This window comes from Virgibacillus sp. W0430, assembly GCF_051846935.1.
Classification (GTDB): Bacteria; Bacillota; Bacilli; order Bacillales; family Amphibacillaceae; genus JBPYCR01.
Genome location: NZ_JBPYCS010000043.1, coordinates 1 through 15977, shown reverse-complemented (window position 1 = coordinate 15977; position 15977 = coordinate 1). Strand labels below are relative to the sequence as shown.

At 34.9% G+C, this 15977-nt stretch carries 14 protein-coding genes; 2 read left to right on the top strand and 12 right to left on the bottom strand.

Annotation, left to right across the window (positions count from 1 at the left end):
• Positions 1–196: 196 nt before the first annotated feature.
• A complete protein-coding gene (refZ, locus tag ACLIBH_RS13745; RefSeq protein WP_439317286.1) occupies positions 197–805 on the bottom strand; it encodes a forespore capture DNA-binding protein RefZ in 609 nt (202 codons plus the stop codon).
• Between the two features lie 106 nt (positions 806–911).
• Here refZ and ACLIBH_RS13740 point away from each other — a divergent pair, with 106 nt between their 5' ends.
• Positions 912–1397 carry a GAF domain-containing protein gene (locus ACLIBH_RS13740; protein ID WP_439317285.1) on the top strand — a complete coding sequence of 162 codons (486 nt, stop codon included), beginning with the start codon at positions 912–914 and terminating at the stop codon, positions 1395–1397.
• A gap of 54 nt (positions 1398–1451) precedes the next feature.
• On the opposite strand, the gene ACLIBH_RS13735 is transcribed toward ACLIBH_RS13740, so the two are convergent.
• Complete coding sequence (locus ACLIBH_RS13735) at positions 1452–3410, bottom strand: diguanylate cyclase domain-containing protein (RefSeq protein ID WP_439317284.1); 1959 nt, start codon at positions 3408–3410, stop codon at positions 1452–1454.
• A gap of 699 nt (positions 3411–4109) precedes the next feature.
• Here ACLIBH_RS13735 and rpsD point away from each other — a divergent pair.
• Positions 4110–4712 (top strand): 30S ribosomal protein S4, encoded by a 603-nt coding sequence (rpsD, locus tag ACLIBH_RS13730; RefSeq protein WP_439317283.1) that lies wholly within the window; start codon positions 4110–4112, stop codon positions 4710–4712.
• A gap of 160 nt (positions 4713–4872) precedes the next feature.
• Here the strand turns inward: rpsD and ACLIBH_RS13725 are convergent, their stop codons facing one another.
• The 10 genes from ACLIBH_RS13725 to ACLIBH_RS13680 all read right to left on the bottom strand — a co-directional run bounded on the left by ACLIBH_RS13725 (position 4873) and on the right by ACLIBH_RS13680 (position 15525).
• On the bottom strand, positions 4873–6252 hold the full coding sequence (locus ACLIBH_RS13725; RefSeq protein WP_439317282.1) for a serine hydrolase domain-containing protein: 1380 nt from the start codon (positions 6250–6252) through the stop codon (positions 4873–4875).
• A 16-nt stretch (positions 6253–6268) separates the two neighbouring features.
• On the bottom strand, positions 6269–7222 hold the full coding sequence (locus ACLIBH_RS13720; RefSeq protein WP_439317281.1) for a dipeptidase: 954 nt from the start codon (positions 7220–7222) through the stop codon (positions 6269–6271).
• Positions 7223–7257: 35 nt separating this feature from the next.
• On the bottom strand, positions 7258–7977 hold the full coding sequence (locus tag ACLIBH_RS13715) for a gamma-glutamyl-gamma-aminobutyrate hydrolase family protein (RefSeq protein ID WP_439317280.1): 720 nt from the start codon (positions 7975–7977) through the stop codon (positions 7258–7260).
• 119 nt (positions 7978–8096) lie between these two features.
• On the bottom strand, positions 8097–8921 hold the full coding sequence (locus tag ACLIBH_RS13710; RefSeq protein WP_439317279.1) for a M55 family metallopeptidase: 825 nt from the start codon (positions 8919–8921) through the stop codon (positions 8097–8099).
• Between the two features lie 30 nt (positions 8922–8951).
• Complete coding sequence (locus ACLIBH_RS13705; protein WP_439317278.1) at positions 8952–9788, bottom strand: carbohydrate ABC transporter permease; 837 nt, start codon at positions 9786–9788, stop codon at positions 8952–8954.
• A 14-nt stretch (positions 9789–9802) separates the two neighbouring features.
• A complete protein-coding gene (locus ACLIBH_RS13700; protein ID WP_439317277.1) occupies positions 9803–10696 on the bottom strand; it encodes a carbohydrate ABC transporter permease in 894 nt (297 codons plus the stop codon).
• Between the two features lie 106 nt (positions 10697–10802).
• Entirely contained in the window at positions 10803–12188 is a 1386-nt protein-coding gene (locus tag ACLIBH_RS13695) for an ABC transporter substrate-binding protein (RefSeq protein ID WP_439317276.1), read from the bottom strand.
• A gap of 253 nt (positions 12189–12441) precedes the next feature.
• Complete coding sequence (murQ, locus tag ACLIBH_RS13690) at positions 12442–13341, bottom strand: N-acetylmuramic acid 6-phosphate etherase (RefSeq protein ID WP_439317275.1); 900 nt, start codon at positions 13339–13341, stop codon at positions 12442–12444.
• Positions 13342–13423: 82 nt separating this feature from the next.
• The gene (locus ACLIBH_RS13685; RefSeq protein WP_439317274.1) at positions 13424–14440 is read right to left on the bottom strand and encodes a serine hydrolase domain-containing protein; all 1017 of its coding nucleotides are present in this window, start codon (positions 14438–14440) and stop codon (positions 13424–13426) included.
• Between the two features lie 209 nt (positions 14441–14649).
• On the bottom strand, positions 14650–15525 hold the full coding sequence (locus ACLIBH_RS13680; protein WP_439317273.1) for a MurR/RpiR family transcriptional regulator: 876 nt from the start codon (positions 15523–15525) through the stop codon (positions 14650–14652).
• Between the last annotated feature and the right edge of the window lie 452 nt (positions 15526–15977).

Genomic DNA, 15977 nt, shown 5'->3' with positions numbered 1-15977 from the left:
ATACCTCCTTGCTATTTTTCTCTTATAGAAGGATATTTTTTACATTCCAACATGAAAAAATATATGTAAAATTATTTTAACATCATTTTATTACTGTATTAATTATGATACCATGTTCCTTACATTTTTGGCTAAAAAATCACAAAAAAAATGTTTTTTTGACAAACAAATGGAAAATAAAAGTGATTATTGTATATTACTTGTTCGTTCCGGTTATGTAATCAAGCCAGCGATAGATTGTATTCACATATTTATTTGCAAACTGCTCGTGGGAATATATGCCGATCACTTTGTTTTTCCAATCATGCTGTAATACATATGGCGTAATCAGCATCCCTTTCAATTGCATTAATAAAAATTGTTCATCGTCCCTTTCGCCGGATAGTTGTAAAACAGATTTAAAAGCTTTATATATGTAATAATGTTCTTTTGCCAAGTAAGTCACTGTCATTTCACGGACAAAAATCGTATCAAGCATTAATTCCCGCTGCACAAAACATGTAAATTGGTGATTAGATTGTTTATACTGTATGATGGTGTCGATAAGCTTTTTAAGTGTATTTAAAGGAGATAAAGATGCTGTTTGGTTCATCGTCGCTTCAATTTCTCTCAAATAGTTTTCATAGTAGTGGGTGACAGCGTACTCAAGCAAACCTTGCTTGCTTTTAAAATAATAACTAATTAATGATACATTTACCGCTGCCTTCTCAGCTATATCCCGCACGGACGTTCCATTAAAACCATTTTGAAAAAACAACAACGTAGCAGCATCAATTACTTTTTGTTTTGTTGAATTTACTTTCATTTTAGCTTCACCCCTTTATAATTGAGATACGACAAAAAAACAATAATTCCTGCATGTATTGATCGACATACTTTTTATATTATAAATTTAGAAAGGAAAATGAAACATGTTTCAAAAAACAGCTTACTCTGGTAATACAGCGAAAGACTATGAGCTTTTATTAAAGCAACTGGAAGGCCTAAACGAGGGTGAAACAGACTCTATTGCTATTCTAGCTAATGCATCGGCATTGCTGAATCAATTTTTAGATTCAATAAACTGGGTAGGATTTTATTTGTGGAAAGAAAACGAATTAGTGCTCGGTCCGTTTCAAGGGTTACCTGCTTGTGTGCGTATTGGTTACGGAAAAGGCGTATGCGGCACAGCTGTTAAAGAACGTGCTACACAAAGAATCGATGATGTACATTTATTCCCTGGACACATCGTTTGCGATGGCGCAAGTAAATCAGAGATCGTAATTCCTATTATTATTCAAGATAACATTTATGGTGTTCTAGATATTGATAGTCCAGTTAAATCACGTTTTAATGACACAGACCAAATTTATCTTGAGAAATTTGTACACATATTAGGAGCAGCTCTAAGTGACTGATGGACAAATAGGAAAGCCTGATCGTTTTTACACAAATGGCTTTCCTATGAAATATTAAGAACTCTCACGCATCGTCCCTTCGTCTGACACGACGCGGTTTTTCCCAGTTCCTTTTGCCTCATACAATGATTTGTCTGCTCGTACAAATAGATCACGGACAGAATCTTTACGTTCTTTCTTCCAAGTCGATATACCGCATGATAAGGTCACAGGGGGATCCGACGTACGCTCTACTTTTTTTCGTATACGCTCTGCCAAATTAACACCATCCTCAACCGTCGCCTCAGGTATATATATAGCAAATTCCTCCCCACCCCAGCGTGCTGCGGTATCGCCCTTTCGGGTACACTTTTTAATTACTGCAGCAATTTGTTTAAGTACTTTATCTCCTGTGTAATGGCCAAACACATCGTTTATTTGCTTAAAATTATCGATATCAAATAATACTAATGTGCCTTGATGATCTCTAGTCATATGACGGTTTAATTTATCGTCTAAATAATTTCTTGAGTATAGGTTCGTCAAATAGTCTGTAATCACTGCTTTTTCAAGCTTGTCTTTTAGCACCGAATTTGATATTGCTAGCGTAGCGTGTTGGACAAGAGATTCCATTAATTTAAATTTCTCAAATGAAAAAAAGTAAGGAGCTTCATGTAGAATTGTAATTACACCATAAATGTTTTCAGAAATTCTCATTGGTATTGCCATAACTGAACGGTACGCTGTACGTTTGATTTCTTGAGTGAAATCGCCTATAAAAATCGATTTGGTGCCTTTATTTATCCGTTCAAAAATGAGTGTTGCAAAATCTTGACCTTCCGTCGTCCAAAAATAAGATGTACTACCAGTTAAAATTTCAAATGGATACGTGTTATTTTTATCGTTCTTATTATAGAAAAATCCTATTTGGGTTGCTTTGCAGTCTTTGACTATCTGATTTTTTATTACATCTACAATCTCATTTAGTTCTAAATTTGAATTTAGTTTATGTGCGGTATCGTTAATAAGCTGCAAGTCCGAAACGAGCTGTGTTGAGCTTTGATATAGTGTTACCCGTTCAATTGCGTTACCAGCGATATTTGCAAATCTCGTTAAAAATTCGACTTCTTCCTCTGGCAAATTCGCGAGGTAAGGTACAGTCATTTGTATAACTCCATAAACCCCTTGACACCCATTTAAAGGAGCATATAAATACGTCTTTTCTTTAGCTTTATCTGTTCTTTGCTTAAATTCACCTGTAATAAACGCATGTGTACTATACGAACTGCTCGTTTCATCACTATATTCCATCATCTTAGTAGGTACCGTTTCACATTGCTCATATTCTTGTGACAGTAAAAAACAATACGAAAAAGCAGGATAAAGCTTTTGAATTTCCTTACCAATTACATTTAGGATTGTTGCTACAGGTACAGTCGAATGAAAACGTGATGTTAATTCAAACAAATAAGTACTTCTTCTTTCAGCTAATTCTTTTTGATAATAGAATTCAACAATTCCTAAAAACTGCTTTAGCTCTTCTCGTACAGTAAGTAGTATTTTTTTATCCAATCCGTCGGTAGGTTGCTTTATAAAGAAAAGAAAGTAACGATCCTTATCCGAATCTATTTTAATCACGTACGCCTGAGTTTCCTGTGAAGTAGTTGTATAAACGTCCGTCTCATCTAAGACGGGGGGTGTATTTCGCTCTGCTTTATTCTTTTCTAACGAAGGAAATGTACGCTTAATAAATTTTTCTGCGTTTGGATCATGGCTAATCAATTTATTAACATCCCAATTGTTGTTTATATGTATTGCGGAATAATTGACACATAGCACGGTGTCTAGCCGCTCTGTTAACAGCCGTATAATTTGCTCATATGAAGTATGGGGTATTTGATATGTTAGTTCAAAAAAACTATTTCTTAAATCTTTAATGAACTCATTTGCCGTATTTTCCATCCATCCACACCTACCTTTTGTATACTGCTCTGAATTGTTCGACAGCTTCTTTCTAGTTCCATTATATAACAACTAGTCATTTTTTCCTATATTAAAACAATTGTTACGTGATTATTTCATGTATTTAGACCCGTTTTATAGGATCGCTTTTGGGAAGCCACAAATTTCATGCTTTTCCCCATGGAAGCCTCGTGTGTATCCAAAAGGATTGTTAGAGCATAAAGAATGAATTCAAACACCGCTTTTATCCTTAAAGTAGGATTCACAACGTGGTGACACAATCTCTATGAAGGTATGAGTAAAATGTTTGTGGGGGAACAGATGCACGAATCTAACTAGATAATATGTGATTAATTTTACTTCGAACGATATACACAAGAATAACACCGTTGATTTTCACTGTAGGTGGATGCTTTCCGCGGGCACGGAAAGCGTAGTGTATATCTACTGCGGTCGGTAGGAATCAATACTAAAATTAACGAATACAAAGAGAGGTTTTTTAACTTCTTAAAATAACACCCACAAATACGTGACTCAATCTCTATGAAGAGATTAATTGACTTCTCTTCTAAATAATTATATACTGTACGTTGTGTAAAATAAAAAGGTAGCCTTTGTGAACCGCGCTTGAACTCATTTTGTTCCTCACGTATGAGGTGTATCGTGTAACTCTCTGCTGCTGGAGCGATGGTACATGAAAACAAAATGAACAACGTTAGGAACACGGTCATTTATTTTATGCTAAATTAAATATAGAGGAGGAAATGTCCTATGTCACGTTTTACTGGCTCACTTTGGAAAAAGTCACGTCGTCTCGGCATTTCATTAACAGGTACAGGTAAAGAATTAGATAAGCGTCCTTACGCTCCTGGTCAACACGGTGCAAACCAACGCAGAAAGGTTTCTGAGTACGGATTGCAGCAACAAGAAAAGCAAAAGTTGCGTTTTATGTACGGCTTAAACGAGCGTCAATATCGCAATCTTTTTGATGAAGCAGGTAAAATGAAAGGTATTCATGGTGAGAATTTCATGATTTTACTTGAATCTCGTCTTGACAATCTCGTTTATCGTCTTGGTCTAGCTCGTACACGTAGACAAGCTCGTCAGCTCGTTAACCACGGTCATATTACTGTAGACGGCAAACGCGTTGATATCCCATCATACCGCGTAAAGCCGAATCAAGTAATCGGACTTCGTGAAAAAGCGAAAAATCTTGATATCATTAAAGAAGCAATCGAAGTTAACAATTTTGTTCCTGACTACTTAACATTCGACGCGGACAAATTAGAAGGTGTTTACACACGTTTACCAGAACGTGCAGAGCTTCCAGCTGAAATTAACGAAGCACTTATTGTTGAGTTCTACTCTCGTTAAGTTTTAACAGTACAAAAACACAAAGAGCCTTTAATTCTTGTATCATTTAGAATTAAAGGCTCTTTTCTTGCCTGTCCATCATGAGCGAACCCACACTTTAATTTCAATAAAAACGGACTTTCTTTTGGATAAGTCACGTGTATCTAAGATGAAGCGCACGTCAATTATTTTTTAAGAGTACTCGATGATAAATCGATATTCCATAAACACTATTTTGTTGATCAACAAGAAATTCACCTGGTTCAATTGCATCATTAATATAGGCAAGAAAAACATTTTTTCTAATAAACGTAATCGGATATGCTTTTTCTTTGTAAAAGAAAGATACCTTATTACCTTCAATTACTTTTAGTGTGACAACCATCCCTTCGCTTGAACAATATTTCCCTTCATATAAAGCTAATTCCCCACTTGTTACATTAAATTCAGTAGTAGAGAAGTGTTCTTCATTTATTTCTCTGCCAAAATACGAATTTAAAGCGTATGCCATCAGACGGTTTGCTGGAAATCCTGATAAGTTGGATAATATGATTGCAGCTACCTTTTTTTCAGGAATTATCGCAAGGTTAGAAGATATAGATTGCAAGCTACCACCATGTTGAACGAGTTTTTGGCCAAAATAATTTGGTGTAATTTCGAGCCCATACCCATAAAATTTTACTGGATCCATTTTGATATGGGGGATTACCATTTGTTTTACGCTTTCTTTTGTCAGAATCTGCTTTCCGTTTACAACTCCTTCATTTATGAAAAGTGATGTGTAAGACATCATATCATTTGCTGTTGATTTTAAAAATCCTGTTGCACGCATAGCAGGTGCATCCCACCAATGTTGAGCCACGTACACTTCCTCATTATACTCTTCATAGCAAGTAGTCATATTGGGGTATGTTTTGTCTTCTTGAACGGTAAAAAAAGTATGAGTCATTCCACAGGGGTGTATAATATTTTTCAAAACGAACTGTTCGTATGACATTCCACTAACATTTTCAATAATTGCTCCTAATAATCCATAGCCATCATTTGAATAACTAAACAATTCTCCAGGTCTATCTAACAGCTCAATGTCTGTCGTTGCTAAACTATCCATTAATTGTTTATACGTCATTAATCGTTCTTCTTTTTTAGGTAACTCCAAATAGTCCGCAAGTGGGGCGTTATTACGTTTTCTTACCATTGCGTAATCTAATGAAGGTAATGGAGGGAGTCCAGAAGAGTGGGTCATTAAATGGTACACAGTAATTTTGTTTCTGTTTTGTTCATTTTTCAAATTAAAATGTGGTATATAATGAGTAATAGGCTCATTTATATCTATCTTACCTTGTTCTACAAGCTGCATAATTGCAACACAAGTAAATGATTTCGTTAATGAAGCCAAACCAAATACTGTATCACCATCAATTTTTTCTTGATATTCAACATTTTTATAGCCAAAGGTCTTTTTATATACGATCTTTCCATCATAAGAGATCGCCATGATACAGCCTGGAACATGGTACTTCGTTAATAGCTGTTTTGCTTCATCTTCAAATTTCCGCATTATCTATTCCCCTCTCTTATGAATGCGTTTCTGGACGATGATCTAAGAAGTTTTGATAAGCAAAGCCTCTTACATGTGTTTCACTAAATCTTTTCAGTAATTCATTTATAAGGTGTTGATATTTTGAGGAATTTTCTAATCCATGTATAAAGTGATCTATTCCATCAAAGTCCGAACCAAAGCCAATATTCTTCACACCACCTAAAGAGCATAAATAATCAATATGGTCAATTAGATCGGAAACACTTGCTTTTTCACTATTTTGTCTTATAAATGGAGGATTAAACACAACATGAATTAAGCCATCTCGTGCAACCATTTCTTTTATTTGATCGTCATATAAATTTCGAGGATGGTCGCATAGTTTCCTTACATTTGAATGGGTTGCAATAGGATAATCGGCAAGCTCCATGACTTCCCAGAAACCTTTTATTGAAAGGTGAGAAACATCAGTGAACACGTTGTGCGCATTGTTTAGCTTCACCATTTCTTTTCCTAATAGGGTTAAACCACCCCCACGTGGTTCACCAACTCCATCGGCACACAAATTCGCATTATTCCATGTTAAACCAATAGAAAGTACTCCTTCTTTATATAGATGTCTTAATTTAGATAAATCATTGCCAAATGCATCTGCACCCTCTAACGTTAATACTGCCCCTATCTGTCCAGCCTGTAATTCATCTATTTCATGCCACTTTTTTATTTGCCTTATTTGTGGATTTTTTCTAACAACTTCTGTATGAAAAAGTTCTATTTGTTCTAAAGCGAATTGCCAAATCTCATCTGAGGAAATAGTAGGATATATAAAAATAGCGTAAAATTGTACAAAAACATTCCCTTGCTTTAATCGATTAAAATTTGTATCCAGTAAGGATGATTGGGTATAATCAAGCTCCCCTTTTTCCTTTTGACGTTTAGCTTCTTGTAATTTATACAACGCATCACAATGGGCATCAATTATTTTCAATGCTCTCCTCCTCATTTGAACGTGAACTACACGTTTTACACCTTCGTACTGCATGCATCAATAAAAGCTTGATAAATTTTGCTAGATGTTTTATCACCGTTTTCAATCATATTTTCAGGATGCCACTGGACTCCAAGAATAAATTGATCTTCCGTACTTTCAATCGCTTCAATAACTCCATCACTTGCAACGCCACTAATAATTAATGTATCTCCTAACTGTCTTACGGATTGATGATGACGACTATTCACTTTTATCGTATTTGACCTTGTAATTTCCCATAAAATGCTTTTTTCAGTAATATGTACATTGTGAGAAGGAAATTGATAAAGTGCCTTTTGCTGATGTTGAATAAGCGGTTTATTAATTTGTGTATACATGTCTTGATATACACTGCCACCTAATGCAACATTAATGATTTGACACCCTTTACACACACCAAATACAGGCTTTTTCTTCTCTAATATTTCTGTTACTATTTTTAATTCAAATCGATCACGTTCTTGATTAACAGTACCTAGATGTGGATGGGGCTCTTCGCCAAAATGAAATGGATCAATATCATTTCCTCCTGTTAAATACAGTCCGTCAATCATAGCTACCATTTTGTCTATAGACGTTTTACATTGAGTATACGGGAGTAAGACGGGAATTCCCCCCGCAGCACTAAGTGCCTTTATATTATCTTCATTAATAAAATACGTTCCTTCCTTTTCATCGACAGAAGGAACGACACCAACTATTGGTTGCATCATAAACCTCCACATGTTTTGATCTTAAGCTTATTAGCATTAGTATATGTAGTAAAACAAGTTAGCTATGAATATTAAAATTAAGGATTAAATTAAGATCGTAAATAATTTAATTCCTACGCTCATGAAAATGTCGTATTTATAGCAAGTTCTGTCATAACAACCATTGCCTTATACGCCTCAATCATATCTTTTGCTTTAAAACGAACAATTGTTGTTCCCGGTTCAATAACTGTTCCTGGCATTAAATTCGCCCATTCCGCTTGCCCGTAGTTATTAAATTCAATTTTTAATATCGGCTCTTTAGGCGGAGCTAGTGGCTTTATATTATGTTTATTTTCTATTGCCTCGATCACTTTCCTCGCGATTAACGCATGCGCTTTTTTAGGTGTTAGACTTTTTACACAAGAACGCGAAATGGTTTGCTTCACTGTTGCCGTTGTTATATTTGGTATTAAAGCTTCTGCTTCCCTAGCTGCTTGGTCATCTCCTGTTACTAGCAATAAAGGGATCCCATAATAGCCTAAGACATACGCATTTATACCCATTTCACCTATCGGATGGTCATTAATATAAAAATTCCGTACGGCATGGATCATAGAGTGTGACATTACGCCAAATTGGCCAGCTCGCGCATGATATCCAATAAACATTGCACCAGAATACGTATCATCTATCCCTTGCACCATCGATAATGGTTTAACATTTCCAGTAATTAATTGAGCACCTTCATGGATGTGATCTACTAAAATATTATTCATCTTTGAATGGCTATCATTAACTACTATTTCTGTACAACCGTTTTCAAGTGCTGTTGCTATAACTGTATTGACTTCATCTGTCATGATCTTTCTAGCTCGGTCATAATTATGCAAGGAATAATCGACGAAGGTCATATCAGGTATGCCCGTGACCCCTTCCATATCTACAGATGTATATAGCTTCATAGAATACTTCCTTTCTTTAGCAAGGCCCCTTTATCCTTTTACTGCCCCTTCTGTCATTCCTTTCACAATATGACGCTGAAATAATGCATAAATAATTATGATTGGAATTACCGCGATAGATAGTCCTGCAAATAATGCTCCCCATGCGCTATTGTATTCCGCATTTTGGTTCAATAAATCCATGGCTACTCCCAATGTATTCCTTTTTTCACTTTGTAACAAAATTAATGCCATAAAATATTCATTCCAAAACGCAATCGCATTTAATATAGATGCTGTTATAATTCCAGATTTTACTAATGGAGTTACTACTTTTAATAAAATGCCATAAGGACTCATCCCGTCAATTGCAGCAGCTTCTTCTAATTCCTTTGGTACATTTCCCATAAAACTAGTAAGAATAAATATAGTGAATGGTACGTGGGAAATTGCATAAACAACAGATAATGCTAATAAATTATCTAGCATATTTAATTTCATTAGTAAAAAGAACAAAGGGATCCAGCCAAGAACTGCCGGTATCATCATTGACGCTAAATATACATTAAAAAGCAATTCACTACCCTTGAATCGTATTCGTTCTAGTGCATAGGAGGTAGGTATAGCAAAAACGAGGCATAATGCAGTACCTAACAAAGTAACAATAGCACTGTTTATAAAACTCGAACCTATATTGTATTCGGTCCAAGCAAGAATGAAGTTATCTATACTAAAAGATTCTGGTAGCGTCCATGGTGAAGCATAGATTTCTGCATTTGATTTAAAAGAACCTAAAAACATCCAAATAATTGGATAGATAACAATAATGGACCACAAAACAAGTGGCAAACGAATACCTAGCTTGCCTACTAATCTACTTATTTTCAAAATGGATTCCCTCCTTAATATTCAACTTTTTCCCTTTTTAGTAAAAATTGAAGTAAAATTACTGTAATTAAAGAAACGATTAAAATTAATACGCCAATCGTTGCTCCATATCCAAATCTAAAGTCTGAAAATGCTTTTGAGTATAGGTACGAGCCCATTACCTCGGTTGCATCGCTCGGACCACCTCTAGTCATTATTTGAACAAGTACGAAAGAACCATTTAATGAAGTAATTACAATATAAATAATGGAGGTTTTGATTTGCGGCCAAATTAATGGAACGGTTACTCTCCAGAATTGCTGCCAGCTGTTCGCTCCATCAATGTCTGCTGCTTCATAATAACTTGTTGGTATATTCATAATCCCACCCATAAGTAAAAGCATAAACAGACCAATTCCCGCCCATACAGATGGAAGAACAAGACTTGGCAAAGCCCATTCCAAACTTCCCAACCATGGTCTCGTCCAACTTTCTAAGCCAATCAATGTTAACCCAGAGTTTATGATTCCAATTTCGGGATTAAAAACAAATTGCCAAAGAATACCTATAATTACAACTGACATTATATTTGGAAAAAAGAAAACTAAACGGTAAAAAGGGGACTCTTTTATTTTTAATTGCGTAAGCGCAACTGCAAAGAAAATTGCTAAAATCATTATACCTACTACTTTTGTTAAAACTAAAAAGTAATCATGCCAAATAGCCTTAGGGATCATTGGATCACTTATTAGTTCCTTATAATTGTCAAATCCTACAAATTCTTTAACTGCACTTGCACCAGACCAATTGAAAAACGATAAATATAAACCATTAATCATTGGATAAACTGTAAATACAATAAAAAATATAAAAGTAGGAACTAAACAAAATGCGAGAAAGAAATATCTTTGTTTCTTGGACTGTACCATAACATCACTCTTTCAAATTATTCATTAAAAATATTTAGGAGCAATTGAAAAGAAGGCGTTAAGTAGTTGGAGTGTGTAAAAAACATTTACACACTCCAACGTTAATTTACTTTTGTGCTTTTTCTGCAACTTCAACTACTTTTTCAATATATTCCTCTGCATCAATTTTACCTAATAAGAGAGGAACAATTTGCTTCTTCACTTCGTCTGATATTTTAATTGAAGTATCTAAGTCATCCCCTTCTGGCGTGTTTCTTTCATGTACTTCTACTTTATCCGGATTATTAATCGTATCATTTACACTTTTCAAGAAGGCAGGTACATTTTCATTTACTGATAGATCTACATCTTTTATATTCATAATTGCTCCAGTATATTCTGCAAACTTTTGTCCATACTTTTCAGTGAAAATAAATTCAAAAAATGCTTTTGCAGCCTCAGGGTTTTTTGCTTCTTTTGCAATTGCTACAGGACGTAAATCTGGAACAAGGCTCATAGGTTTCCCTGGATCATTCATTGGTGTTGGTATGAATCCATACTCAAAATCGTCTGGTGTGTCATTTTTCATTTCTGTTGGTAACCAAAACCCAACTGGAATAAATGCATTATCGTGCATTAAAAAGTTCATTTGCGATTGTGTATGACTACGCGCTGCGAAAGCTGGGTCAACTAAATCGGCTTCCTGCATTTTTTGTACTTTCTTTAATACGCTTAACGCTTCTTCACTCTTCCAAGCTTCAACCTTCCCATTCAAAAGGTCGTTTAATAATTCTGCACCACCTGCTGCAGCAAAGGCTGGATAAAGTACGCCTCTTTGGAAATATTGTGGATAGTTCCCTGTTGTATTAAACGGATAGATTCCTGTCTTTTCCTTTATATCAACCATGGATGCAATCCAAGAGTCAAAGTCTTCCGGAACCGTAAAGCCTTCTTTTTCAAACCAAGCATTGTCATACCATACACCCCAAGTATCAAACGCTAGAGGTAAACTAAATATTTTCCCGCCATCTATTTCTTCCAATGGTGTAATGAAGGCATCATAGATTTTTGTCCCGTCCGTTGTTTCCGCTTCTTTTAACCAATCGCTTAGGTCCATTAGTTGCCCATCATTAATCATTTGTGTTTCACTTGCCCCATCACCATCAATATAAACAACATCTGGTGGATTATTAGAAATCCATCTAGTTTTCATTTCATCGTTAATATTTGGCCCAGCATGCTCAATCACATTTACGTTTGGGTATGCTTCTTTAAAATCAGCTATCACTTCTTTCCACCATGCATCTCCATATCCACCAACAAAATACTGAATCTCAAAATCACCTGAAATCTCACCATCCGTATCAGAAGCTTCCTCAGTGGACTCAGTGGCTTCACCTGAATCACTTTCTTCACTAACAGTTTCATCATTTGATGAACATGCTATCATGGATCCCACGATTAAAATAAATAATACGAGCATTAAATTGCGCCTTAAAAAATTACGTAGCATATTAATTTCCTCCCTTTTAAAATTATTTATATTTCTCGTTTTTGTCATTTCTCTTTTTTGAAATCGCTTACTATTTATCGAGTAATAATAGAATCCTGCTAAATTATTCGATTTAGTTATGTACATTTCCTTGGTGGATTTGTTACTTACCATTATAGACTGCAATGAGTATCTAGCTTTGACACGATGTTTTTCTTAGCAACAACTAGGTCCTATTTCGGAACTCTCTGATTGTATCACTCCTCTCAATTTTCTAATTGGCTGCAGCAAAATCATTTAAAGCTTTAATAAAATTCCCTTGATGCTTCTCTAATATTGACGCAGCTTTTTCTGGATTTGCGCTAAACATGATCATTAGAATGGCTATTCGAGTATCTCCTCCCGCTTTATCATTTACAGCTTTTGCAGTTTCCGTATCTACTCCTGTTATTTCTGAAATAATAGAAATAGCTCTATTTTGTAATTTTTTATTAGTTGCTTGCAAGTTTACCATTAAATTTTGATAAACCTTTCCAGTTTTAATCATAGAAGCAGTCGATAACATATTTAAAACCATCTTTTGTGCAGTACCTGCTTTTAAGCGAGTAGAGCCCGTAATAACTTCGGGACCTACTGGAAGCTGAATTGGTACATCCACGATATGTGACAGCTTCGTATCGACATTACATGAAATACCGATTGTCTGAACACCAAGCTTTCTTGCTTCCTGAATGGCTCCAATTACATAGGGTGTTTGGCCGCTAGAAGCTATCCCGACAACAACGTCTTGTCGTTTAACATACTTTCTCACATCTTGCACACCTAATTCCACACTATCCTCTGCATCTTCTATAGCTTCACGTAAAGCTCTATCTCCACCTGCAATTACACCTTTAATTAAATCAGGTGACACTCCAAATGTAGGTGGACATTCAGATGCATCTAAAACTCCTAGTCTCCCACTCGTACCAGAACCAACATAAATGACATGACCGTTATTTTCTATTGCGTTTACCATTCGTTTAATCGCTTGCTCTATTTCAGGAAGTGCTTTTTCTATGATATAGGCAACCATCTTATCTTGTTCATTCATAATCTGAATAATTTCTCTTATTGAGTTTTCGTGAAAATTCTTTGAATCTTCATTTCTCATTTCTGTTAATAATTTCTTCATAGGTTGCACCTTCCTCTGCCTCTAGATCCTAGTAAAAATTTTAAAATTCTTAATTTATTAAAGTAAAGTATAATCAATTTATTTAATTTACGAATGCCTGATAAATTAATGTATGAAGCTCTTTCCTTATTTTTTGCATGCGATGTTCCCTTCCTAGTTGCACGATGTTCGTTAGGAATACGACAGACAATTTCTCCATTGGATCCATCCACACACTTGTTCCAGTAAAGCCAGTATGTCCAAACGAGCCTTTAGACCAAAGCTTTCCACAGGATAACTCTTTATCATTATCATTTAAAACCTCAAATCCTAAACCGCGATTTTCAATGATTTTTTTTTGTACTAGATTCATTGTTTCTTTCTTTAACAATGATTGATGTTCAGGAAACAACCAATAGTTGGCATATTTAGAGAGATCTTCAGCCGTTGAAAACAGCCCAGCACTTCCACTAACTCCGCCTAGTTGGAAGGCTTTTTCATCATGTACCTCCCCATGTATATACCTTCCTTGAAATAGTTCTGTCGGTGCAATTTTATCTATTAGTGTAGCACTAGGTCGAAACAGCGTATGATTCATTTTCCAAGGCTGAAATAAATACTGACGTGTAAAGTGATCCAATCCAGTACCCGTTACTTTTTCAATAATTTTTCCTAGTAAAATCATACCTAAATCACTGTAATTAACTTTTTTAATTGGTTTATCTATTACATTTGTCTGGATAATTTCTTCTAATACAGCTCTCGTTTCATTCCTGTTTTTATAAGACAAATCTGCTGGTAATCCGGATGTATGTTGCAGAAGCTGACGAATAGTTACGTTGGAATATTTAAAGTCCTTTATGTACTTTTTTATTGAATCGTCTATATTTAGCTCTTTTTCTTGATGTAACAGTAAGATAGATGGAAGGGTTGCTACTACTTTTGTTAAGCTAGCAAGATCAAATAGTGTTACCGTACTCGTTTTTTTTGTCTCGTTACCATTCCCTTTGAGGATTCCATAGCTCTTTATAAACCTTATTTCACCATCCTTTTGGACTACTAATACAGCAGCTAAAATTTCATTACGATTTATTAAGTTATTAATATAATTATTATACATATGAAGATCCACTCATTCTCTTTTTCAATTTCTAATTTCCTTTTTCACCTAAATACATTCCCATCGTCTCTGAACAATTAATAAAAAAGTAGGTACCTATTGAATTTTCTAACTATTCTAACTCATTATATCCTTAATGAAATATTTTGTCAATATTTTATTTTAATTTAGATATAATATTTCAGAGCGTTCAAAAAAACACGTTATATTTAATTTTTTTTATTTGAATTTCCTTGTAAAAATGAAATGGCTTCTCTAGTTTCATCTAAATATGTAATTGTATTCGTATAATCATCGGATGCTAAACACATGAATAATATATCAATTATATGTAATTGCGCAATTCGTGATGACGTTGCTCCGCTTCGAAATGTCGCTTCTTTTGAAGTGGACGTATATAAATTAATATCCGCTAAATTCGTTACAGGTGACTGGCTCGACTTCGTAATGCTAATTGTTTTCAATTTGTTTCTTTTTGCTAATGTTAGTAGCTTCACAACTTCATTCGTATGTCCTGAAAACGAAATACCGACGACAACATCTTCTCTTCCTTTTGTTGCAATGGCTGTCGCAGCCATATGGATATCTGGATAAAAAACAGCATTTTTATCAATTCGAATAAACTTTTGTTCTGCATCTTGGGCTGCAATACTCGATGCACCAAAGCCGATAAATATAATCGATTTAGCTTTCATTAAAGCTTCCACTGCCTTTTTCATACCTGTTCCACTCATCATATCTGTTGTCTCTTTAATTGTTTGGATCGTATTTGTCGTTACTTTGTCAATAATCGAAGAATAACTTTCATTCGGTTCAATATCTCTGTATCCTACTTTTACCGTGTCATGTTGTAAATCTCCTGCAACACGAATTTTTAGTTCTTGAAAGCCTGAAAATCCAAGTGATTTACATAGTCGCATTACTGCTGCACTACTCGTTTTACTTTTTTCACCTAACGTCATGGAAGTTAATAGTATAGCTTCTCTAGGGTTTTTTAATATATAGTTCGCTATTTTCTTCTCTGATGGCGGTAAGCTATTTACCATCTCCTTTAACCGGATTAATCCACCTTTAATATTGGACATATTATCTCACCTTTCCTATGGCATTTTTTGATGGGAATAAGTACACTTTTCGTTATTTTTCGTCAACTGTTATTTTTGCTGCATAAAGCCCTTACAATATAAACCTCTCTTAAGAGGAAGCCTTAGTAACAAAGTGTGATAGAATAACGATACTTTGCTCTTTTTTATTAAAAGGTCGTATAACTCGTTTATCGTTAAATAACCCACTGCATCGTACCACTTTTCTGATTCTTTTGTAGATAATTGATTAATATCGTATTGAAGTTACAGCTTTCTCTATTCCGTGTGGAGATGTGAATCAAGCTTTAACCGCTAATAAAATAATGCCATTTACACTAAAAGTGCAACGATTTTTGTGCTTTCTCAACGTACGTCATTTTTTGCTAAGTTATCTAGTTGAATTATATACTACAATTCTTACAAAATGCTACTCTGTAAAAAATAATTATATG